Annotated in this window: 17 protein-coding genes and 1 pseudogene; 14 read left to right on the top strand and 4 right to left on the bottom strand. The window is 67.5% G+C overall.

The genetic code is table 11. The features are described 5' to 3' along the window. Position 1 precedes the first annotated feature (1 nt). Entirely contained in the window at positions 2 to 835 is an 834-nt protein-coding gene (gene aroE, locus GV368_RS06680; protein WP_169115973.1) for a shikimate dehydrogenase, read from the top strand. A gap of 3 nt (positions 836 to 838) precedes the next feature. Here the strand turns inward: aroE and hemL are convergent, their stop codons facing one another. Both hemL and thiE read right to left on the bottom strand, forming a co-directional pair. Next, the gene (gene hemL / locus GV368_RS06675) at positions 839 to 2,119 is read right to left on the bottom strand and encodes a glutamate-1-semialdehyde 2,1-aminomutase (RefSeq protein WP_169115972.1); all 1,281 of its coding nucleotides are present in this window, start codon (positions 2,117 to 2,119) and stop codon (positions 839 to 841) included. Further along, a complete protein-coding gene (gene thiE, locus GV368_RS06670; protein WP_169115971.1) occupies positions 2,116 to 2,778 on the bottom strand; it encodes a thiamine phosphate synthase in 663 nt (220 codons plus the stop codon). The genes hemL and thiE overlap by 4 nt, the downstream gene beginning before the upstream one ends. 72 nt (positions 2,779 to 2,850) lie before the next feature. On the opposite strand from thiE, the gene GV368_RS06665 reads away from it, so the two are divergent. The 10 genes and pseudogenes from GV368_RS06665 (at position 2,851) to GV368_RS06625 (ending at position 16,611) form a co-directional block, all read left to right on the top strand. Continuing rightward, positions 2,851 to 3,264: a response regulator gene (locus GV368_RS06665; RefSeq protein ID WP_169115970.1), complete on the top strand. Its 414-nt coding sequence runs from the start codon at positions 2,851 to 2,853 to the stop codon at positions 3,262 to 3,264. A gap of 4 nt (positions 3,265 to 3,268) precedes the next feature. Further along, a complete protein-coding gene (locus GV368_RS06660; protein ID WP_142805138.1) occupies positions 3,269 to 3,634 on the top strand; it encodes a response regulator in 366 nt (121 codons plus the stop codon). 6 nt (positions 3,635 to 3,640) lie between these two features. After that, the gene (locus GV368_RS06655) at positions 3,641 to 4,159 is read left to right on the top strand and encodes a chemotaxis protein CheW (protein ID WP_169115969.1); all 519 of its coding nucleotides are present in this window, start codon (positions 3,641 to 3,643) and stop codon (positions 4,157 to 4,159) included. Between the two features lie 52 nt (positions 4,160 to 4,211). Then, the gene (locus tag GV368_RS11345; protein WP_235933710.1) at positions 4,212 to 5,333 is read left to right on the top strand and encodes a methyl-accepting chemotaxis protein; all 1,122 of its coding nucleotides are present in this window, start codon (positions 4,212 to 4,214) and stop codon (positions 5,331 to 5,333) included. Then, positions 5,327 to 5,917, top strand: a pseudogene (locus tag GV368_RS11120) (methyl-accepting chemotaxis protein); the annotation flags it as partial. The gene GV368_RS11345 and the pseudogene GV368_RS11120, both read left to right, overlap by 7 nt. 18 nt (positions 5,918 to 5,935) lie before the next feature. Then, positions 5,936 to 10,954, top strand: a complete 5,019-nt coding sequence (locus GV368_RS06645; RefSeq protein ID WP_169115968.1) for an Hpt domain-containing protein — start codon at positions 5,936 to 5,938, stop codon at positions 10,952 to 10,954. Between the two features lie 3 nt (positions 10,955 to 10,957). Further along, complete coding sequence (locus GV368_RS06640) at positions 10,958 to 12,781, top strand: ABCB family ABC transporter ATP-binding protein/permease (protein ID WP_169115967.1); 1,824 nt, start codon at positions 10,958 to 10,960, stop codon at positions 12,779 to 12,781. Between the two features lie 127 nt (positions 12,782 to 12,908). Continuing rightward, on the top strand, positions 12,909 to 13,886 hold the full coding sequence (locus GV368_RS06635) for an asparaginase domain-containing protein (RefSeq protein WP_169115966.1): 978 nt from the start codon (positions 12,909 to 12,911) through the stop codon (positions 13,884 to 13,886). Continuing rightward, a complete protein-coding gene (locus tag GV368_RS06630) occupies positions 13,883 to 14,944 on the top strand; it encodes a glucokinase (protein ID WP_169115965.1) in 1,062 nt (353 codons plus the stop codon). Before GV368_RS06635 ends, GV368_RS06630 begins: the two co-directional genes overlap by 4 nt. Continuing rightward, positions 14,941 to 16,611 (top strand): ABC transporter ATP-binding protein/permease, encoded by a 1,671-nt coding sequence (locus GV368_RS06625; RefSeq protein ID WP_169115964.1) that lies wholly within the window; start codon positions 14,941 to 14,943, stop codon positions 16,609 to 16,611. Before GV368_RS06630 ends, GV368_RS06625 begins: the two co-directional genes overlap by 4 nt. Here GV368_RS06625 and GV368_RS06620 read toward each other — a convergent pair. After that, positions 16,604 to 17,695: a glycoside hydrolase family 5 protein gene (locus GV368_RS06620; RefSeq protein ID WP_169115963.1), complete on the bottom strand. Its 1,092-nt coding sequence runs from the start codon at positions 17,693 to 17,695 to the stop codon at positions 16,604 to 16,606. The two genes, GV368_RS06625 and GV368_RS06620, sit on opposite strands and share 8 nt — an antisense overlap. A gap of 248 nt (positions 17,696 to 17,943) precedes the next feature. Then, positions 17,944 to 18,540 (bottom strand): nitroreductase family protein, encoded by a 597-nt coding sequence (locus GV368_RS06615; RefSeq protein WP_169115962.1) that lies wholly within the window; start codon positions 18,538 to 18,540, stop codon positions 17,944 to 17,946. A gap of 156 nt (positions 18,541 to 18,696) precedes the next feature. Between GV368_RS06615 and GV368_RS06610 the strand changes: the two genes are divergently transcribed. The 3 genes from GV368_RS06610 to GV368_RS06600 are packed head-to-tail and all read left to right on the top strand — an operon-like array spanning position 18,697 to position 21,547. After that, positions 18,697 to 19,752, top strand: a complete 1,056-nt coding sequence (locus tag GV368_RS06610) for an NAD(P)-dependent alcohol dehydrogenase (RefSeq protein ID WP_169115961.1) — start codon at positions 18,697 to 18,699, stop codon at positions 19,750 to 19,752. Positions 19,753 to 19,771: 19 nt separating this feature from the next. After that, entirely contained in the window at positions 19,772 to 20,536 is a 765-nt protein-coding gene (locus GV368_RS06605) for an SDR family NAD(P)-dependent oxidoreductase (protein ID WP_169115960.1), read from the top strand. A 30-nt stretch (positions 20,537 to 20,566) separates the two neighbouring features. Beyond that, positions 20,567 to 21,547, top strand: a complete 981-nt coding sequence (locus tag GV368_RS06600) for a 2-hydroxyacid dehydrogenase (protein ID WP_169115959.1) — start codon at positions 20,567 to 20,569, stop codon at positions 21,545 to 21,547. Positions 21,548 to 21,557: the final 10 nt, after the last annotated feature.

Raw genomic sequence — 21,557 nt, 5'->3', positions numbered from 1 at the left:
CATGACCGATCGTTACGCCGTTTTCGGCCATCCCGTGGCGCACAGTAAATCTCCCTTCATCCATCACGCTTTTGCCGAACAAACGGGGCAAGATCTGCGCTACGAGGCGATCGACCCCGGCGCCGAGGGTTTCGCCGCGGCCGCGCGGCGATTCTTTGCCGAGGGCGGGAAAGGCGCCAACGTGACGCTGCCCTTCAAAGAGCAGGCGCTGAAGCTCGCCGACGAGGCGCTGCCGCGCGCGCGCGAGGCCGGAGCCGCCAACACGCTCATCGCGCGCGGCGGCCGGATTCTGGCCGACAACACCGACGGGGTGGGTTTGGTGCGCGATGTGACGCAGCACCATGGCGTACCGCTCGCCGGAGCCGAAGTGCTCCTCCTGGGCGCGGGCGGGGCCGCGCGCGGCGTGCTGGGGCCGCTGCTACGCGAACGGCCGCAGCGCCTGGTGCTCGCCAACCGCACCCCGGCCCGCGCCGAGGCACTCGCCGAGGCGTTCGCGGCACTCGCCGCCGAAACGGGCGTGAGGCTGGAAGTACATACGTGGGAAACGCTACGCCTGCCGTTCACCGTGGTGATCAACGCCACGAGCGCGAGCCTCGCCGGCGAGCTGCCGCCGCTGCCGCCGGAGCTCTTCGCCGCGCGGCCCTTCGTCTACGACATGATGTACGGCGCCGCGCCCACCCCGTTCCTGCGCGAGGCGGCGCGCCACGGTGCGCGCACCGCCGACGGGCTGGGGATGCTGGTGGAGCAAGCCGCCGAGAGCTTCTTCCTCTGGCGCGGCGTGCGCCCGGACGCGCAGGCGGTGTATGAACGCCTGCGCGCCGCGCTCACGGGCTGAGGATCAAAGGGGAGAGAATGCCCGACGAGCCGCCTCCACCGTGGCGTCGATGTCGGCTTCGGTGTGCGCCGCCGAGACGAAGCCCGCCTCGAAGGCGGAGGGCGCGAAATGGTGCCCCGCCGCCAGCATGGCGTGGAAGAAGCGCTTGAAGCGCTCGACGTCGCAAGTCATCACTTCGGCGTAGGAACCCGGCACCCTGGGCGCGAAATAGAGGCCGAACATGCCGCCGAGCGAATCGGCAGCGAAGGGCACGCCCGCCTCTTCGGCCGCACGCTGCAATCCCGACACCAAACGCGCGGTGAGCGCCTCGAGCCGCTCGTAGAAACCAGGTTCCGAAACGAGCTCGAGCGACGCCAGCCCGGCGGCCACCGCCACGGGCGAACCGGAGAGCGTGCCCGCCTGATACACCGCCCCGAGCGGAGCGACGCATTCCATGATCTCGCGCCGTCCGCCGAAAGCGGCCACCGGCATGCCGCCGCCGATCACCTTGCCCAGCGTGGTGAGGTCGGGCCGGATGCCAGTGCGCCCCTGCATCCCCTGCAGCCCCACGCGGAACCCCGTCATCACTTCGTCGAAGATGAGCACCGCACCGTGGCGGTCGCACAGCGCGCGCAGCCCTTCGAGGAAGCCGGGGCGCGGCTTGACGAGGTTCATGTTGCCCGCGGCCGGCTCGACGATGACCGCGGCGATCTCGTCGCCGCACTCGGCAAAGGCCGCCTCCACGGCTGCAAGCTCGTTGTAGGGCAGCACCAGGGTATCGCGCGCCGCCCCTTCGGGCACCCCGGCCGAACTGGGATGCCCGAAGGTGAGGGCGCCGGAGCCCGCCTTGACGAGCAGCGCGTCGGCATGCCCGTGATAACACCCTTCGAACTTGACGATACGGGCTCGCCCCGTGTAGCCGCGCGCCAGCCGAATGGCGCTCATCGTGGCCTCGGTGCCCGAACTCACCAGCCGCACCATTTCGAGCGAAGGCAGAAGCGCCGTGAGCCGCTCGGCCATCTCCACCTCCAGCGCCGTGGGGGCGCCGAAGGAGAGGCCGTCGGCGGCCGCCCGCTGCACCGCCTCGACGATCTTCGGATGCGCGTGCCCGGCGATCGCCGGCCCCCAGGCGCCGACGTAGTCGATGTAGCGCGTCCCGTTTTCGTCCCAGAGATAGGCGCCTTGCGCGCGGCGAATGAAGCGCGGCATGCCGCCCACCGAGCGAAACGCCCGCACCGGTGAATTCACCCCGCCCGGAATCACGCGCCGGGCCCGTTCGAACCACGCCTCGTTGCGATCCGTCATCGTTTCTTCCCTTCCGTGCCGAAAACGCGATTGTGCCACGCCGCCCAGGCGAGCGCCCGCTCCAGCGGATCGGGCGCGGCGAAGAGATCCGAGATCACCGCGAGCCAGTCGGCTCCGGCGGCGACGAGCTCGTCGGCGCGCTCCAAAGTGATGCCGCCGATCACCGCGATCGGCACCGGCAGCTCGGCGCGGGCGCGGCGCAGAAGTTCGAGCGAGGCGCGCGCCGCGTGGGGCTTGGTCGGGGAAGGATACATCGCGCCGAAGGCGACGTAGCTCGCTCCTTCGGCGAGCGCCGCCTTCGCCCGTTCGAGATCCGCATAGCAGCTCGCCCCGATGAGCGCGCGAGGGCCGAGCCGCTCGCGCGCCCGCGCGATCGAACCGTCTTCACGCCCCAGATGCACGCCCGCCTCGAACCGGGCGGCGAGTTCGACGTCGTCGTTCACGACGAGCGCCGCCCCGGCAGCCCGCACCAGCGGCGCGAGGCGCTCGAGCTGGCGCGCTCGGCCAACGTCATCGAGCGCCTTGTTGCGGTATTGCACCAACACCGGCCCGGCGAGCAGCGCCGTGCGCAACCGCGCAAGGAGAACGTCGTCGTCGGGTTCGTCGGGGGTGATCAGATACAGGCCGCGTCCGGGCAGCCGAGAAAAACGCGTTTGCATTGAATCATGGTATCATGGATCATCGCCGCCACGGCCTGAAAACGGCCTGAATGCCGAGAACGGGGATCCGACGTGAACACCGAACGCAAACCACGCATCCTGGTGGTCGACGACAGCAATACCATCCGCCGCAGCGCGGAGATCTTCCTCGGCCAAGCAGGCTATGAAGTCATGCTGGCCGAAGATGGTTTTTCCGCGCTCGCCAAAGTCGTCGATTTCATGCCGGACATCATCTTCATCGACGTGATGATGCCCCGTCTCGATGGTTACCAGACTTGCGCCCTCATCAAGCAGAATCCAAAATTCCGCCATATCCCCGTGATCATGCTCACCTCGAAAGACGGCGTCTTCGACCGGGCGCGTGGGCAGCTCGTGGGCTCGGACGAATACCTCACCAAGCCTTTCACCAAGAACGAGCTACTCGCGGCGATCGCCCGGCACTGGCCGCCCAAGTCCGAAGCGCACGCTTCAGTGCAAGGAGAATGATCCCATGCCCATCCGCCGCATTCTCGTCGTCGACGACTCCCCCACCGAGCGACTCGCGCTCACCGAGCTCCTCACCCATGAAGGCTACCAGGTCATCACTGCCGAGAACGGCGATCAGGCCCTGGCGTTGGCCCGTACCGAATCGCCCGATCTCGTGCTGATGGACGTCGTCATGCCCGGCATCAATGGCTATCAGGCCACACGCCAGCTGCAGCGCGACGCAACCACCAAGCACATCCCGGTGATCATCTGCACCACCAAGGGCCAAGAAGCAGACCGGGTCTGGGGCTTGAGACAGGGCGCCGTGGCCTATCTCGTCAAGCCCATCGACGAAGCGGCGCTGCTTGCCGCCATCCGCAGCATGGGCTAACCATCCATGGCCCGGCGGATTTCCCTTCGTGACTTCCAGCAGCAGCTCGCCGAGCGGCTGCGCGAAGCTTCCGTAAGCCGCCTCGAGCACTGGTTGGTACTCCGTGCCGGTGGACGGCGCCTGCTCCTGCCGCTCACCGACGCGACGGCCATCGCCGACGAATTCGCGCTCGCCCCCATTCCCCATGCGCCGGGCGGCTATCGCGGGCTGGCCAACGTGCGCGGCAACCTCGTCGGCGTCGTCGATCTCGGCTGGCTGGAGAATGGCACCGAAACCACATTGGGCAAGCAGTCCCTGCTGCTCGTTCTGGCACCCCGCCTCATCGAAAACACCGCCCTGCTACTCGAGGAAACGGCCGGCCTGCGCCCAATGAACGCATTCACCCCCGTCGAAAACGAATCCGGTATCCACCCCTGGCACGTGCGCGCCTACCACAGCGCCGACGATCCCGAACCCTGGTTCCTGATCGACACGGCGCGTCTGGTGGCGGATCCTCTGTTCTTTGGCATCACCTCGCCGGGGTGAACCCCCGGCGCACCCTGACACCCGACACGTATCCGAGCAACGAGGAATCATCATGGCGTTCAGTCTCTTCAAGAGCCAAGCTCCTGCTGGTAGCGCATCCGATGAACACACCGACGCCCCCCCTCGGCTCTCGCCAGACGCTCTGCGGCGCCGTCTGATCCTCCTGGCGAGCGTATTGATCGTGATGGTCGCAGCCATTGGCTGGCTCGTCGTCTCGGTCAACCAGGCCGGGCTCGCCGTCGAAGAGCGTATCGCCGCGATCGAACGGGTCAAGGACGCCGCCCATGCGCTCGGACGCACCCTACCCTGGACCCTGCGCGGCGAGGCCGAAGCGTTCACCGCCCTGCGGCAAAACCGCCGCACCCTCGACGAATCCCTTTCCGTCCTGGTCACGAAAGCCGCCGAACATCCCCAGACCGCCGAACTGCAAACCCGTTGGCGACTGATACAGCCTCTTTTGCAACGATTCCTCGACGCCGAACCCTCGCTGCGCGCCTTTCGCGAGTCTGCGCCCGAAGCACAGGAGCTCACCGAGAGCGCATTCAAGCTGCTCGGAGAAATCGACCGCCTCATCGCCGACGCCAACGAGCTACGCGACGCCGTCCAGATCGCCGGCGAGACCGCCATTTCCACGCGTTACCTCTTCATCGTGCTCGCTGCGATCGCCATCGCTGGCGTCTTCGTTTCGTTGAGCAAAACCTACTTGGATGACGCCCGCGCCCGCGAGCTCGAAACCGAGCGCCAGCGCCAACGGCTCGAGGAAGAAAACACCCGCACGCAGCAGGCCATCGTGCAACTGCTCAACGAGATCTCGGACCTGGCCGACGGCGACCTCACCATCCGCGCCACCGTTTCCGAAGACATCACCGGGGCGATCGCCGACTCGGTGAACTACGCCATCGAAGAACTCGGCTCGCTCGTGCGCCGCATCAACGACACGGCAGAACGATCACCGACTCCACCGAAGAAGCGCGCCGCATCTCCGGGGAACTGCTCGAGGCGGCTCAAACCCAAGCCGACAAAATCGAGGAAGCCGACGCCATCGTCCAAGACGTGGCCAACGCCCTGCGCGAGACGGCCGCTTCGGCCGAAGAAGCGGCAGGTACTGCCGGCCGCTCGCTCGAGGCCTCCGCCAAAGGGACCGAGGCGGTCAACGAAACCATCCAGGGCATGAACCGCATCCGCGACCAGATCCAGGAAACCGCCAAGCGCATCAAACGACTGGGCGAATCCTCCCAGGAGATCGGCGAGATCGTGGAGCTCATCTCCGACATCACCGACCAGACCAACGTGCTCGCGCTCAACGCCGCCATCCAGGCTGCCGCCGCGGGCGAAGCCGGACGCGGGTTCACCGTCGTGGCCGAGGAAGTGCAGCGGCTGGCCGAACGCTCGGCCGAAGCCACCAAGCAGATCGCCGCCATCGTCAAGACCATCCAAACCGATACCCAGGATGCGGTCGGCTCGATGGAAGCCGCCACGCGCGAGGTCGTCGCCGGAACGGCCCTGTCCGATTCGGCCGGCGCCGCACTGGAAGAAATCTCGCGCGCTGCCAAGGAAACCGCCACCCGCATCACCCGGATCGCCCACGACATCCAGGCTCAGGCCGAACGAGGCGCCCAGGTCTCCGCGCTCATGCGCGAGATCCTCGCCATCACCCAGCAGACCCGCGAAGGAACGGAGCGCACCGTCCAGTCCATCGAATCCCTGGGTGAACTCGCCGCCGATCTGCGCGGTTCGGTCGCCGGTTTCCGCGTCTGATCGCCCGAGACGAAGGCCATGGTGCATCGCCCAGCCCCCGAGCCTCTATCCTGGATCGCCCCCGAAGTCGAACGCGCCCTTGCAGGGGCGCGCTTGGCCTTTGAGCGGACCCGCGCACACTACGACCCACACTACGACCCCGAAACCCTACGGCAAACGGCATCGTCGCTGCACGAGACCCGGGGCGTGCTCATCGTCGCCGGCCTCGAAGGCTTCGCCCAGTACCTCGACATGCTGGGGCGGGCCATGGAGAAAGTCTCCACTCGTCCCGATCCCGATCCGGAAGCGATGGATCGATTGCAGCGCGCCGCGATCGCCGCCGAAAATTATTTCCTCGAGCTCATCCACTCCGGCAAAGACCAACCCCTACGGCTAGGTCGGTACTACCTCGAGCTCGCAGCACTCGCCGGAGAACCCAGCGCCGCGGTGAGCGATCTCTTCCAATTCGAAGTCTCGACCCAACCTCGACCGCAACCCGTCGTCTCCGATGAAGGGCGCATCCGTGCCGCCTTGCTGCGTCGCTTCGAAAAGGGTTTGGTCGGCTGGTTCAAACCGGCCGACGAGCGCGAGGCCATCGCGGCCCTCACGCCCATACGCGAGGCGCTCGCGGGTTTGCTCAAGCTGGATGCCGGCCGCCCCCTGGAGCCGCTGTGGCTGGCCGCGCTCGCCTATGCCGACGCCCTCAGGGAAGGGCGTCTGGCGCGCGACGAGGCTTCCAAGCGCATCCTGCACGACCTGCACCGCACGATGCGCCACGCCGGGAAATTCTCTCGCCCACCCCGCCGGCTCTTGCAAGCGCTCACTTATCCCGTCGCCCGGCTCGAGCCCCGCAGCCGAGCGCAGCGGTTGTTGCACGAACACTGGCGGCTCGCCGAAGCGTTGGAAGACCAAGATCTTCCTCTGGCCGAAATCCCTTTTCGCGCCCAGCTCGACACCCTGGCCGAGGGGATCGACCGGCTGATCGAACACTGGGAGCGGCTCACCCAGGCGTCGAGTCCGCCGCTTGGGGCATTCAGCCAAGAACTCGACGCCTTGCGCCGACTCGCCCAACCCTTGGGCCGGGCAAGCATCGATCGGGCCATCGAGGCGCTCGCCGCGCTCGTGCAGTGGATGGAAGAGCAACCCGACGAATCCCTCGCCGCTCAGGCCCAGTTGGAGCTCGCCCGCACGCTCCTCATCCTTTCGGCCTACTGCCGCGCCGCCCATTGGGACGAACGCATCGAGCGTCGCCTCCAAACCCAGATCGAGCGCTTGCGCGCCTTCGTCGAAGGCCGTCCTCTCCCCGAATTCGAGCCCCAGGCCACCGAAGCCGACAGCCGCAGTATCGGCAAAGAACTCTCACGGCTGCTGGCAGAAGCCGAAACCCTGCTCGACCGCTACTATCGCGATCCGACCGAGCTCCTCGACAAGGCCCACGTCAACCGCCTGCTCGCGGAGGCACGCGCCACTTTGCTGCTCATCGGCGCCGACGAAGAGGCCAAGGCGCTCGCCCAACTGCCTCCCTTGGTCGAGCGCTTGGCCGAACAGGGCATCCTCGAAGACTCCGAGCAGCGCCAGCTCGTCGAGACGCTCGCCTATCTCCATACCCGAACCGAAGCCTTGGCGCGTGGTGAATCCCTCGAGGAATCCGCGGCATCCGTTCCCCAGGCCACCGCCGTTCCCCTGCAAGAACTCTTCGCCGAGGAAGGAGAAGCGCTGGGTACCGACTTGTTGCTCGAAGAAGAGTCGTCCACCGAGGAAGCGTCGATACTCGCTCCGGAACTCGCTCCATCTCCTCTTCCCGAGCAAGCGATCGAGCCCATCCCCGCGCCGCCCAGCGAAGAACAAAAAGAAGCGGCGGCCGAGGACGAACTGCTCGACATCTTCCTCGAAGAGGCCCGCGAAGTCCTCGCCACCCTGGAGTGCCGCATCCCGGAGCTACGAGAACGACCGGACGATGTCGACGCGCTCACGGAAGTGCGTCGCAGCATCCACACGCTCAAGGGCAGTGGCCGCATGGTCGGCCTTACCGAGCTCGGCGAATGCGCCTGGGCTCTGGAACAGACCCTCAACGCTTGGTTACAGCGCCAATGGCCAGCCACCCCGGCGCTGATTCAGTTGCTCCAGCAGGCCCACCGCCTCTTCGCCGACTGGGTGGAGGCAATCGCTGCCGGCCGGATCGAAACTCCGGCGCGGGCCGCCGCGCTCGCGGCCGAAGCCGAGCGCCTGCGCTCGCTCGAAAGCCCCGAAACCGCACCGCAAGCCGCACCTCTTCCGCCCCCCGAACCGCCGAAACACGTTTTCGGGGATCGTAGCGTCTCACGCACCGTATTCGACGCCTTTCGCCAGGAAGCGCGCGAACGGCTCACCGCCTTGCGCAGCTACCTCGACGAGGAGGCTTCCACCCCACCCGACGACACGCTCGTACGGCACGTCCACACGCTTGCCGGCATCTCGGCCACCGCCAAGGTCTTCGAGATGCACGATCTGGCCCGCGCGCTCGAACTCGGACTCGAACGGCTGGCCAAGTCGCACACGCCCCCCGACGCACTCGAGCGCGACCTCCTGTGTGCCGCCGCCGAGTGGCTCGACACGGCGCTCGAACACGTCGAGGCCGGGCGCATCCCCGAACTTTCCGGCGAACTCCCGTCTGCCTTGGAAGCCGTCGGCACGGTCACCGAAACCGCCGCCGCGACGCCGTCTCCGCCCGAAGCAGAAACGACCTCCCCGCGGCCGTCTCCGCCCGAGGCGGCAGCCCTGCCCACCCGGTCGGCCCCGGAAGCCCCGCCGGAATCGCTCGAGGCCGCGCATCCTCTCCCCCAAGAGATCGACCCCCAGCTTCTACCGGTCTTTCTCGACGAAGGCGAAGCGCTCTTCGAAACGCTCTTCGAGCGGCTCGACCGCTGGGACGAAACGAACGAAGAAAAAAACCGCGAGGCCCTCGCCCGCACGCTGCACACCCTCAAAGGCAGCGCCCGCATGGCCGGCGCCCTCGAACTGGGGGAGCGCATCCATCGTCTCGAACAAGAACTCAAGGAAGCCGGACCAGCCGCCAGGGATCTCGCACGCAACGGCATCGACGCGGCCTACGCCATGTTCCGCCAACTAGCTATGCCCGTGGCGGCGACGGCGACGGCGACGACGATTGGTGCCTTTCCCCCGGAGCAGACCCCAGGGGCGGCGAGCGCAGCGGCGATGCCGGAAACGGAAAGAGCTCCTACCCGGGAGCCTGCCGAGAGCCAGATCGGCCTGCGCGTCCAGGCCGGCACCATCGACCGGCTGGTCAACGATACCGGCGAGATCGGCATCTTGCGTGCCCGCGCCGAGCAAGATCTCCACGCCCTACGCGCTGCCGTGCTCGAGCTCACCGACGACGTCATCCGCCTGCGCACCCATCTGCGCGAGCTCGAGATCCAGGCCGAGACGCAGATGCAGACGCGCATCCACACGGCCGATGCGGCGCACGCCGAGTTCGATCCGCTCGAACTCGACCGCTACACGCGTCTGCAGGAACTCACGCGCCTGCTCGCCGAAGGAATCGCCGACGTCGCCACCATCCAACAAAGCGCGCTGTCGCACCTCGACCACGCCGAATCCGCCCTCAACCAGCAAGCGCGGCTCACCCGCGAGGTACAGCACGAACTGATGCAGGTTCGTTCGGCGCCGGTCGCCAGCGTCGCCGCACGTCTACACCGCGTAGTGCGCCAGACGGCCAAGGAACTCGGCAAACGCGTCAACCTGGACATCGAGGGGGGGCAGATCGCCCTCGACCGGGCGCTCCTCGAGCGCATGGTACCGTTGCTCGAGCATCTCCTGCGCAACGCCGTTGCCCACGGCATCGAACCCCCCGAGGAACGGCGAGCCGCCGGCAAAGCCGAATTCGGCCAGATCACGCTGGCCGTGCGCAATCTCGGCAGCGAAATCGAATTCTTGGTACAAGACGACGGTCGAGGTCTCGATTACGCCGCCATCCTCGAACGTGCCCGCAGCGCCGGGCTACTCGCCCCCGACGCTCGACCCGACGAAGCCGGCCTCGCTCGGCTCGTCTTCCTCCCTGGGTTCTCCACCGCCGGGGAGGTCAGCCAGATCGCCGGCCGCGGGGTGGGGCTGGACGTCGTCCACAGCGAAATCCAGGCTTTGGGCGGACGTATCGACCTCGTGAGCACCCCCGCCCACGGCACGACCTTCCGCATCCTGCTACCCGCCACCCTGGCGATCACGCAGGCGCTGCTCGTGCGTACCCTCGAGCGCCGCTGGGCGATTCCGGCCAATTTGATCGTTCAAACCGAGCACCTTCCCGCCGAGGCGCTGCGCGCCGCACAGCAGATGGGGCATGTCATTTGGCAAGAAAAAGCCTATCCGCTGCACTATCTCCCTCATCTCCTTGATCGTCCGAATCAAGTCGAGCCCCTGGATCGGCGTAACTGGGTGATATTGCTCGCTTCCGGCGAAGAGCGGCTCGCGCTGCACGTCGATGGACTCGCCGGCAGTCAGGAAGTCATCGCCAAACCAGCGGGGCCGCATCTCAAGCGTATCGCCGGCATGCTGGGCGCGACGCTGCTCGCCGATGGGGAAATCACGCTCATCCTCAACCCGGTGGCGCTCGCGCGCACGCCCGCCAAATCGACCGCGGACGAGCTCCCCGATCGGCCGAGCGGCGTTTCCCAGCCCAAACCTTTGGTCCTCGTGGTCGATGATTCGCTCACCGTGCGGCGCATCACGGGGCGGCTCCTCGAGCGGGCGGGTTACGAGGTCGTCCTCGCCAAAGATGGCATGGATGCGCTCGACAAACTCGCTTCGCTGGAGCACTTGCCCGTGGCGATCCTCTCCGACATCGAGATGCCGCGCATGGACGGATTCGAGCTGCTGCGCCAGATCCGGGCCGACGCACGCACTCGCGACCTCCCGGTGGTGTTCATCACCTCCCGGCTCGCCGAGAAGCACCAGGCGCACGCGATGGCGCTGGGGGCAAACGCCTATCTCGGCAAACCCTACGACGAAGACGAGCTCCTACGCCTGCTGCGCCGCTACCGCGAGGCCGCGGCGCAACCCGCCTGAGCGATGCGCGCGCATTCATCCCTGCCGCCACCGGCCGAGGGCGCGACTCGCCCTCTGCACCTGCGCGAGACGATCAGGCGGCTATGGCCCTACCTCTGGCGTTATCGCTGGCGGGTGCTCGGCGCCTTTGCCGCACTCATCGCGGCGAAGTTCGCCAACGTCGCCGTGCCGCTCCTCTTCAAGGAGCTGGTCGATTTCCTGTCGCTGCCGCCGCAGGCGCCACGCTGGGCCTTGCCGCCGCTCGCCCTCGTCTTCGCCTACGGGCTCGCGCGCTTCGGCACCGCGTTTTTCACCGAGCTGCGCGAGCTCCTCTTCGCACGGGTCACCCAGGCCGCGGTGCGCGCGTTGTCGCTCGAAGTCTTCTCCCACCTGCACGCCCTGTCGCTGCGCTTTCACCTCGAACGGCAAACCGGGGCACTCACCCGCGATCTCGAGCGCGGCACGCGCGCCATCGGCAGCCTCATCAACTTCACGCTCTACTCCATCGCCCCGACGCTGGTGGAGATCACGCTCGTGCTCGCCATCCTCTTCGCGCGCTACGAACCGGCCTTCGGCGCGATCACGCTCGCCACGCTCATGACGTACGTCGCCTTCACCGTCGTCGTCACCAACTGGCGCACCGTGCAGCGCCGCCGGCTCAACAAGATCGACGCGCAGACCCACAGCCGCGCCGTCGATGCGCTCCTCAACTACGAGACGGTGAAGTACTTCGCCAACGAAGCCTATGAACGGCGACGCTACGACCAGGATCTCGAACGCTGGCAGGAAACCGCGATCCGCAACCAGCTCTCGCTCTCTGGGCTCAATCTCGGCCAGGCGGCCATCATCACCGTCGGCGTGGTCGCCATGATGGGGCTCGCCGCGGCGCGGGTACAGGCAGGCGTGATGACCCTGGGCGACATCGTGCTCGTCAACGCCTTCCTGCTGCAGCTCTACCTGCCGCTCAACTTCCTGGGCGTGGTCTACCGCGAGCTGCGCCAGGCGCTGGTCGATCTCGAACGGCTCTTCGCCCTGCTCGACGAAAGAGAGGAAGTACGCGACGCCCCCGACGCGATCGAGCTCCCCGACGGGCCGCTGGACGTACGTTTCGAGCGAGTCTCTTTCCACTACGACCCCAGCCGACCCATCCTGCACGAAGTCGATTTCACCCTGCCCGCCGGGCGTACCGTCGCCGTCGTCGGCTCTTCCGGCGCCGGCAAATCCACGCTGGTGCGGCTCCTCTTTCGTTTCTACGACGTCACCGGCGGGGCGGTACGCGTGGGCGGAATCGACGTGCGCCACCTTAAGCAGGAGAGCCTGCGCCGTGCCGTGGGCATCGTGCCGCAAGAGACGGTGCTCTTCCACGACACGCTGGGCTACAACATCCGCTACGGCCGGCCCGAGGCGAGCGACGAGGAAGTCTGGGCCGCGATCCGCGCCGCCCGACTCGACGAGCTCGTCGCCCGTCTGCCCGAGGGGCTGGAGACGCGGGTGGGCGAGCGCGGACTCAAGCTCTCCGGCGGCGAGAAGCAGCGCGTGGCGATCGCGCGGGTGCTGCTGAAGAACCCCCGCATCCTGGTGCTGGACGAAGCCACCTCCTCGCTCGATTCGGCCACGGAGCGCGCCATCCAGGGACAGCTCGAACGCATCGCCCAAGGCCGTACCACCCTGATGATCGCGCACCGCCTCTCCACCGTGATGCACGCCGACGAAATCCTGGTGCTCGAAGAAGGGCGCATCGTCGAACGCGGCCGGCATGCCGAGCTGCTCGCGCGGGGCGGACGCTACGCCGAGCTGTGGCACCACCAGCAGCGCCAAGAAGACGCACTCCAGCCCCACGCCGTGTAAGCCCGCCCCCGTTCGCAGTGGTTTCGCCGGGAGCCCCCAGAGCCCTCCAGGGATGAGTCACGGCAAAACCGTCGCGCCGTGGGAACGAACTGTTAAACTTTCACGACAGCATTTCAGTGCACTCCCCATGGCCGCACCTCCTCGCCCGCGCTTGCTTTGGCTCGCCACCGGCGGCACCCTCGCCGCCACCGGCCGGGGCATCGCGTACCACGCCGGGGCGCTCTCGCCCGAGGCCCTGCTCGCAGCGATCCCCGAGGCAGGCCAGTACGCCGAGCTCGAGCTCGCTTCGCCCTTCGCCATGGATTCCAAGGACGCCACGCCGCACCATTGGCTGAGGCTGCACGCCGCGATCACGCAAGCCCTCGCGCGCCCCGAAATCGCCGGCCTCGTCCTCTCCCACGGCAGCGACACGCTGGAAGAGACGGCGACGCTGCTCGCGCTCACCCTTGCTCCGACTAAACCCGTGGTCCTCACCGGCGCCATGCGCCCGCCGGCCGAAGCCGGAGCCGACGGGCCGCGCAACCTCCTGCACGCGATCCGCCTTGCCGCCGATCCGAACACCCCACCGGGCGTCTTCCTCGTCTTCGGTGAGAAGCTCTTCCCCGCCCTGGGGCTGCGCAAGGCGCACACCCTGGCGCTGCAGCCCTTCGCTGCCGAACCGCGGGGCGCGCTCGGGTCGACCTTTCCCTGGCTGCCGCCGCCGCTCGAAGAACGCCCCTCGCCGCTGTCCCTGCCCCGCCCCTGGCCCAGCGTCGAGCTCCTTTCGGCCACGGCGCTCGATCGGCCCGCGGCGCTGCAGCGAGCCCAGGAAGAAGGCGCGAACGCAGTGGTGCTGCTCCTGCCGGGACACGGCAGCGTCCCCGAAACATGGGAAGCGGCGATCGCCGCCGCCACCGCAGCCGGACTTCTGGTGGTGCGCGCGAGCCGCTGTGGCCTGGGGCCGGTGCTCCCACACCCCGTCGACGCGCGCCTGGGCACCCTCCCCGCCGGCATCCTCTCCGCGCCTGCGGCCCGCGTGGCCGCCGCCCTCGTCGCACCCCATCCCTGCGAGGAACGCGAACCGCTGTGGCGGGCGCGCTTCCTGCCTTACGGAGCCGGCGCGTGAGCGCAAGGAACGCGGCCACTTTTCTCGCCGCCGACGTCGGCGGCACGCGCACCCGCTTCCTGCTCGCGCGCTGGCGGGAAAGCGAAGCCGCGCCCGACGCCCACGAAAAACCCCAAGACACCCCAAGCCAGGAGGGTTTTTCGCGCCCCGCTCCCGCCTGGGAGCCGCTGTGCCAGCGGGTGCTCGCAGACGACGCCTTCGCCTCGTTTACCGCGGTGCTCGACGCCTTCCTCGCCGACTGCCCCCCCGGAGCCAAACCGGAACTGGCCGTGATCGCGCTCGCCGGCCCCGTGACCGGGCGGCGCGCGCGGCTGACCAATCGCCCGTGGACAATCGACGCCGATGCCTTGGCCGCCCGCCATGGCTGGCCGCGGGTCGAATTGATGAACGACTTCGCCGCCCAGGCGCACGGCATCGCCGCCGCACCGCGAGAGACGTTGCACGTGCTGCAAGAAGGGGCAATCCGCCCGGGGCTTGCCGCCGTGCTCGGACCCGGCACGGGCCTGGGCATGGGCTTCTTCCTGCGCGAGGGCGAGACGGTGCGCGTCTTCCCCAGCGAAGGCGGGCACGCCGATCTCGGCGGTTTCGATCCTCCCTTTCTCACCTCCTGGAGCGCCTGGCTCGCCCGCGAAGGGCGCATCCCCTCCTGGGAGAGCCTGCTGTGCGGCCCCGGCCTCGTGCGGCTTACCGCCTTTCTCGCCGCCGAGCGCGGCCAAAGCGCACCCTGGCCGGATGCGCCGGCCATCGTCGCCGCGGCCGGGGAAGGAGAACCGCTCGCCCAGACGGCGGTGAATACCTTCGTGCGCGCGCTGGGCGCCTGTGCCGGCGATCTCGCCCTCATCGGCTGGACTGTGGAAGGCGTCTACCTCGTGGGCGCGCTCGCCACGGCCCTGCGCCCCTGGCTGGATGCGCCGACCTTCCGCGCCGCCTTCGCCGCCAAGGAACGTCATGCCGGGGTACTCGCTACGCTGCCGATCCTGCTCGCCGAGGATCCCCTGCTGGGTTTGAAGGGCGCTGCCGCCTTCGCCTGTCGCCTGCTCGCCGGAGATCGGGCATGAGTGCACCGCCCCCCTCCGTCCCCCTGCTGCCCTTCCTCCTGCTGGGCCTGCGCTATTACCGCCGGCCACGGGCCTGGGGTGGCGCCTCGGTGCTCGTGGCCCTCACCCTCGCCCAGGTCGGCCTGGCGCTATGGACCAACCACTGGCAACGTGCCCTTTTCGACGCCTTGGAGCGCCGCGACCTCGTCGAACTGCCCGCCCTCATCGCCACCTTCCTCACCATCCTGTTGCTGAGCGTAGCCGTCACCGGCGTCCACCTCCTCGTCAAACGTGGCTGGCAACTCGGTTGGCGACGCTTTCTCACCGAGCAGCTGCTCGAGAACTGGCTCAGCCGGGGACACCACCACCGCCTGCGCCACCTGCCCGGCGCTCACGACAATCCCGACGCCCGCATCGCCGAAGACGTGCGCATCGCCACGGAAGTGGCCGTCGAACTCTTCCACTCGCTGCTCTACTCGCTCGCCTCCATCGTGCTCTTCGTCGACGTGCTGTGGGTGGTCGGCGCCGAACCGCACGCCTCACCCCCCGGCACCATGGTCTGGCTTGCGCTTGCCTATGCCGGCATCGGCACGATCACCGGGGTGCTGCTGGGCCGGCCGCTCACCCGGGCCACCGACCAGCATCAGTCGCGCGAGGCCGACTTTCGCTACGGGTTGTCGCACATCCGCGACAAGTCGGAAGCGATCGCGCTCGCCCAAGGTGAAGCCTCCGAGCGCCGTCTGACGCGCGAGCGGTTCGAATCGCTGGCGCGAACCTGGTGGAAGCAGTCCCTCGGCTACCTCGGCCTGGTGTCGTTCTCCACCGCCTACGGAACGCTCCTGCCGGTTTTTCCCATCCTGGTGCTCGCGCCGCACTACATCGCCGGCACGCTCACGCTCGGCATGCTGATGCAGGCGGCCCAAGCCTTCGAACGGCTCACCAACGCGCTCTCCTGGCCCATCCACAGCATGGGCGACATCGCCCGCTGCCGCGCCTCGATCGAGCGCGTCGCGGCGCTCCATCACGATCTCGGCGAGATCGAGACGATCGAGCGGCTGTGCCTACCGGGGCAGGTCTGCCGCAGCGTCGGCCATCCGGGGCAGATGGTGATCGAACGGCTCACCTTGACGCTGCCCAACGGCCACCCGGTGCTGGAAAATTTCTCGCTCACGCTACAGCGCGGCGAAACCGTGCAGCTCGTGGGCGACCCGAACACCGGCATCGCGCTACTCAAGGCCATCGCCGGCGTCTGGTCCTGGGGGCAGGGAAACATCATCCTGCCCGACGGTGAGACGCTTTCCTTCGTGCCACAGCGGCCTTTCCTGCCCGAAGGACCGCTCATCGCCGCTCTCACCTATCCACGCGATCCGGCGGAAGTCGAACGCAAGGCCGTCGTCGACATCTTGCAGGCCGTGGGGGCGGATGCGCTCGTCGAGCGGCTCGACGAGCGCGACGACTGGAACCGCACTCTGACCGCGCCGGTGCAGCAGCGGCTGGCGCTTGCCCGCACCCTGCTCGAGCGGCCCGCCTGGGTGTTCTACGAAGCCCCGCCCGATGCCGTGCCCGCACCGGGTAAATTCGATCCAGTAGCGCTGCTGCGCGAGCGCCTGCCCGAAGCGACGCTGGTGATCTTCTGGCCGCATCACCAGCCCTATCCCGGCGTGCAGCGCGTCGTCGCCCTCAATTGAACCGCGCCGGCAGCCAGCCGCGCGCCACCGCCTCGCGCAGGCACCACGCCGGCGTCGTCTCGGTCTTGTAATTCCAGAAGAACCAGCCGCGATAGCGCTCGAAGGTGAGGAGCTGCGCCGCCGCGTAGCCGCGCAGCGCCACTCCCTGCTGAAAGGCGTCCAAGCCTTCGAGCGGGTGCGTCGTCGGCCCGTCGGCCCACAGCGACACCTCCTGCAGCTTGAGCCCGAGGCTCCACTCGCCGCACACCGTCGGCAGCCCCAGCTCCCGCCCGATGGCGTCGGCCTCGGCCCGCAGATCGACCACGGTCTCGCGCAAGTGTTCGTAGATGTCCGCCTCCAGATCCTCGGGCGTGAAGCACTGGTAGCGGTGCACGTCGAACCAGACGTTCTCGTACGGCGGCGCATTCATGAATCCGAGATACTCGCGCCAGTCGCGAAAACCGTCGTGGAACATCACGCCGACCGTGGGCGGACAGTGCGCCCGGATCGCCGCGTAGGCGCGCTCGTAGTAGCGCTTCAATATATCCGTAGGCACGTCCCAGCGCGGTTCGTTCAATACTTCGAAAGCGAAGAGCGCCGGCTCGGCGCGATAGCGCTCGGCCAGGCGCCCCAGGAGTTCGACCGAATGGTCGATGTATTCTGCTTTGGTGTGCCAGTCGCACACGTTAAGTATTCCGCCGTTGTCGAAGCCGTTCTGGCAGCCGGCGGCCGCGTGCAGGTCGAGCACCACTTTGAGTCCGAATTCTTCCGCCCAGCGCAGCGCCCGGTCGAGCACCTCGATGCCGCCGGTGACGAAGGGCTCGCGCCGCGTCCCATAGACCGGATGGTAGGGATAGGGCGGCCCCAGCACCCAGTGACCGAACGGGATGCGCACGGCGTTCAGCCCCCGTTCGGCGATCCAGGCGAAATCCTCCCGCGTGATCCAGCGCGCCCAGTGCGCCCGCAGCCGCGGGGTGGCCTCCTCGCCCAACGCCACGCACCAGGTCGTCTCGTCGGTAGCCTCCACCCCTTCGAAAAGGCTGGGCACCATCCACTTCTCGAGCACCAGCCACGAGCCCAGATTCACCCCCCGCAAGCGTTCCATCGCCCTCTCCCCGGCCGCATCGTGGAGTCATTATAGGCATCTGCTACGACGGTTTTCGTTTCGACGCGCTCGCCGTCCTCAAAAAGGACGAAGGGCTGCCCGACGTCGCTCCCGGCGAACCAGGCGGACCGCGGCCTGCCTGGTCGCACTTCCTCGCCCGCCCCGGCCTGCTCGACTGGGTACGCGACTTGACTGAGCACACCGGCATCACCCGGGATCATCTCGACGAGAGTTGCTCTCTGCAGGACTTACAACCTCTGTCCCCATTGCCCGGCAAAGCACGACTCGGTGAGCGGCCGACGCTCGCGCGGGGCGCGTTCCTTCTCGGCGAGTTCCCCATCGAGCACGTCCGGCTCGGCCGGATGCCCCACGGCGATGAGCGAAATCACTTTGTAGCGATCCGGCACGCCGGCCACGGCGCGGATCGCCTGGGCGTCGAATCCGGCCATGGGGTGCGACATCAATCCCAGGGCCACGGCTTGCAGGCAGAGATTCTCGGCCGCGGCGCCGCAGTCGTATTCGGCCCAGGCGTTGGGTTCGCCGTTGTAGGAAAAAAATGGGTCGGCGCACACCAGCACGAGGAGCGAGGCGCGCTTCACCCACGCCTGGTTGAATGGCCACAAGGTGGCAAAAGCCTTTTCCCATCCCTGAGGATCCTGGGTGCGGTGCCACACGACGAAACGCCAGGGCTGATCGCCATAGCACGACGGCGCCCAGCGCGCCGCCTCCAGTAACGAAAGCACCTGCTCGCGCGTCACGGCTTTGGTCTCGTCGAACGCACGACCGCTCCAACGCTCGGCGATCAGAGGATGGATCGGGACTTCGGTCACGGCGGGTTTCTTCATGTCGGTCTCCGTCGCACAAAAATCCCGCTCATCTTAGGCCCGGATCCGGCACGAAAGCAAGATCGCGCGTACTCCGAAGCCGGGATGCCACGGATGGGCTATAGTAAAGCGACGGGGTTCCAGCCCCTCCCCGTTTCATTCCAAGGAGTGTGACTCATGAGCATTCCCGCCAAAGCCTATGCCGCTTTCGACCCGCATTCCCCGCTCGTTCCCTGGGAAATCGCCCGCCGCGAGCCGGGGCCCTACGACGTACAGATCCAGATCCTCTACTGCGGCGTGTGCCACTCCGACCTGCACCAGGCGCGCAACGAGTGGAAGAACACGATCTATCCCTGCGTGCCCGGGCACGAGATCGTCGGGCGCGTGGTCGCCGTGGGCGAGAAAGTCACCCGATTCAAGGTCGGCGATCTCGCCGGCGTCGGCTGCATGGTCGACAGCTGCGGCCATTGCGACGCCTGCGCGAGCGGGGAAGAGCAATACTGCCGTGAAGGGTTCGTCGGCACCTACAACGGTCGAGGTCCCGGCAGCGAGAACACCTACGGCGGCTACTCCCAAGTCATCGTGGTGAAGGAAGCCTTCGTGCTGCACATCAAGCATCCGGAAAAAGATCTCGCCGCGGTGGCGCCGCTGCTGTGCGCCGGCATCACCACCTATTCGCCGCTGCGCCATTGGAACGTCGGCCCGGGCAAACGGGTAGGAATCGTCGGCCTGGGCGGGCTCGGGCACATGGCCGTCAAACTCGCCCACGCCATGGGCGCGCACGTGGTGCTCTTCACCACCTCGCCCGGCAAGACGGCCGACGCCAAGCGGCTCGGGGCCGACGAGGTCTGCATTTCCAAGGATCCCGAGCAAATGGCCCGCTACCGCGAGCAGCTCGACTTCATCCTCGACACCGTGGCGGCTCCGCACCGGCTCGACGACTACCTGCAGCTCTTGAAACGCGACGGTACGCTCACCCTCGTGGGCGCCCCTTCCGAGCCGCACCCTTCGCCCGGGGTCTTCAATCTGCTCTTCCGGCGCCGCAGCCTCGCCGGCTCGCTCATCGGCGGCATCCGTGAGACGCAGGAGATGCTCGATTTCTGTGCCGAACACGGCATCGTCTCGGACATTGAGCTCATCCCCATCGATTACATCAACACCGCCTACGAACGCATGCTGAAGAGCGACGTGAAATACCGTTTCGTCATCGACATCGCCGCTTCATTGAAATGAGGATGCAGGAGCCTTCACCATGAAACGACTGGAAAACCACGTCGCGCTGGTCACCGGCGGCGGGCGAGGCATCGGCAAGGCCATCGCCACCCGTCTGTATCAGGAAGGGGCGAAAGTGGCCATCTGCGGCACCACGCCCGAGGTGCTGGACGCGGCTGCGCGCGAGATCGGCCCCGACGTGCTCGCGCTCGTCTGCGACGTCTCACAGGCCGATCAGGTCGAGGCGACAGTGCGGCGCATTCGCGAACGCTTCGGCAAGGTCGACATCCTGGTCAACAACGCCGCCGTGATGCTACGCCACGTCAGTCTGGAGCGGGCCGCCCGCCCCTTCACCGAACTGGAAGAAGAAGTCTGGGACCGGGTGATGGCGGTCAACGTCAAAGGCCCGTGGCTGTGCGCCCGCGCCGTCTTCCCCGACATGCAGGCACAGCATTGGGGACGCATCATCAACATCGCCTCGGATACCGTCTTCATCGGTCGCGGCAACGGTGCGCAATACATCACCTCCAAGGCCGCCGTGATCGGGCTCACGCGTGCGCTTGCCTGTGAAGTCGGTCGCCACGGCATCACGGTCAACGCCATCTCGCCGGGCTTGACGCAAAGCGAGACGATCCGCGAACATGGGTTTGAGGCCATGGCCAAGCAGCTGGCCGAACAGTCGGCCATCCCACGACCCGAGGTTCCCGAAGATCTGGTCGGCGCCGCCGCTTGGCTCGCCTCCGACGACGCCGCCTTCGTCACCGGTCAGACGATCTGCGTCGACGGCGGATTGGTGTTGCACTGAGCAAGTATGCACCGACCCAGGAACCTTCTCATGACGACCAACAAACCCACCGTCCTCGTCACCCTAGCCCCCGCCGTGCGAGAAACCGTCGAAGGGCGGCTCGGAGAACTCGCCCGGATCGTCTTCCTCTCCGATCTCCCCGAAGCGCAACGGCGTGACGCCCTCGAGGGAGCCGAGTATCTCCTCACGCTCAATCCGCAGCGGGAATTCGGCCCATGGTGGCCGCAGCAACCGCGCTGGCGCTTCGTCCAGTTCACCACCGCCGGGGTCGATCACGTCGACTTCACCCGCATCCCCGCCGAGACGATCGTCGCCAGCAACGTCGGCGGGTTCGCCGAGCCGATGGCCGAATACGTGCTCGCCACGGCGCTCGCCCTGAGCAAGAAACTGCTCCATTACCATCGCCTGCTGCAACAAGGCGTGTTCGCCCAGTTCGGTGAGACCGGCACGCTGCGCGGCAAGACGGTGACGATCCTCGGCTTTGGCGGCATCGGCCACGCCTGCGCCACGCTGCTGGGTCTCTTCGACATGCGCCTCTTCGCCATCAACCGCAGCGGCAAGACCGACGTTCCCGTGTGGCGCTGCGGCACCCTCGCCGATCTCGAAGACGCCCTGCGGCTGGCCGACGTCGTGGTCGTCTGCCTGCCGCTCAATCGCGACACCCGGGGCCTGCTCGGGGCGCGCGAGCTCGGATGGCTCAAGGACGACGCCATTTTCATCAACGTCGCCCGCGGCGAGATCGTCGACGAAAAGGCGCTCTACGACTTTCTCCTTGCGCACCCCAAGGCGCAAGCGGCGATCGACGCCTGGTGGATCGAACCCTTCCGCCACGGGGAATTCCGCATGAATTATCCTTTCCTCGATCTTCCCAACGTGCTCGGCAGCCCGCACAATTCCGCCCGCATCCCCGGCTGGGAACGGGTGGCGCTCGAGCGTGCTTGCGACAACCTCGCCCGCGCCCTCGAGGGTGCGCCCGTGCACGGCCTCGTCGACCGTCGCGACTATCTTTGAATCGCCATGG

Origin of the sequence: Tepidiphilus baoligensis, assembly GCF_012911495.1 — a bacterium.
Lineage (GTDB): Bacteria > Pseudomonadota > Gammaproteobacteria > Burkholderiales > Rhodocyclaceae > Tepidiphilus > Tepidiphilus olei.
This window is presented reverse-complemented; position numbering and strand designations above follow the sequence as displayed.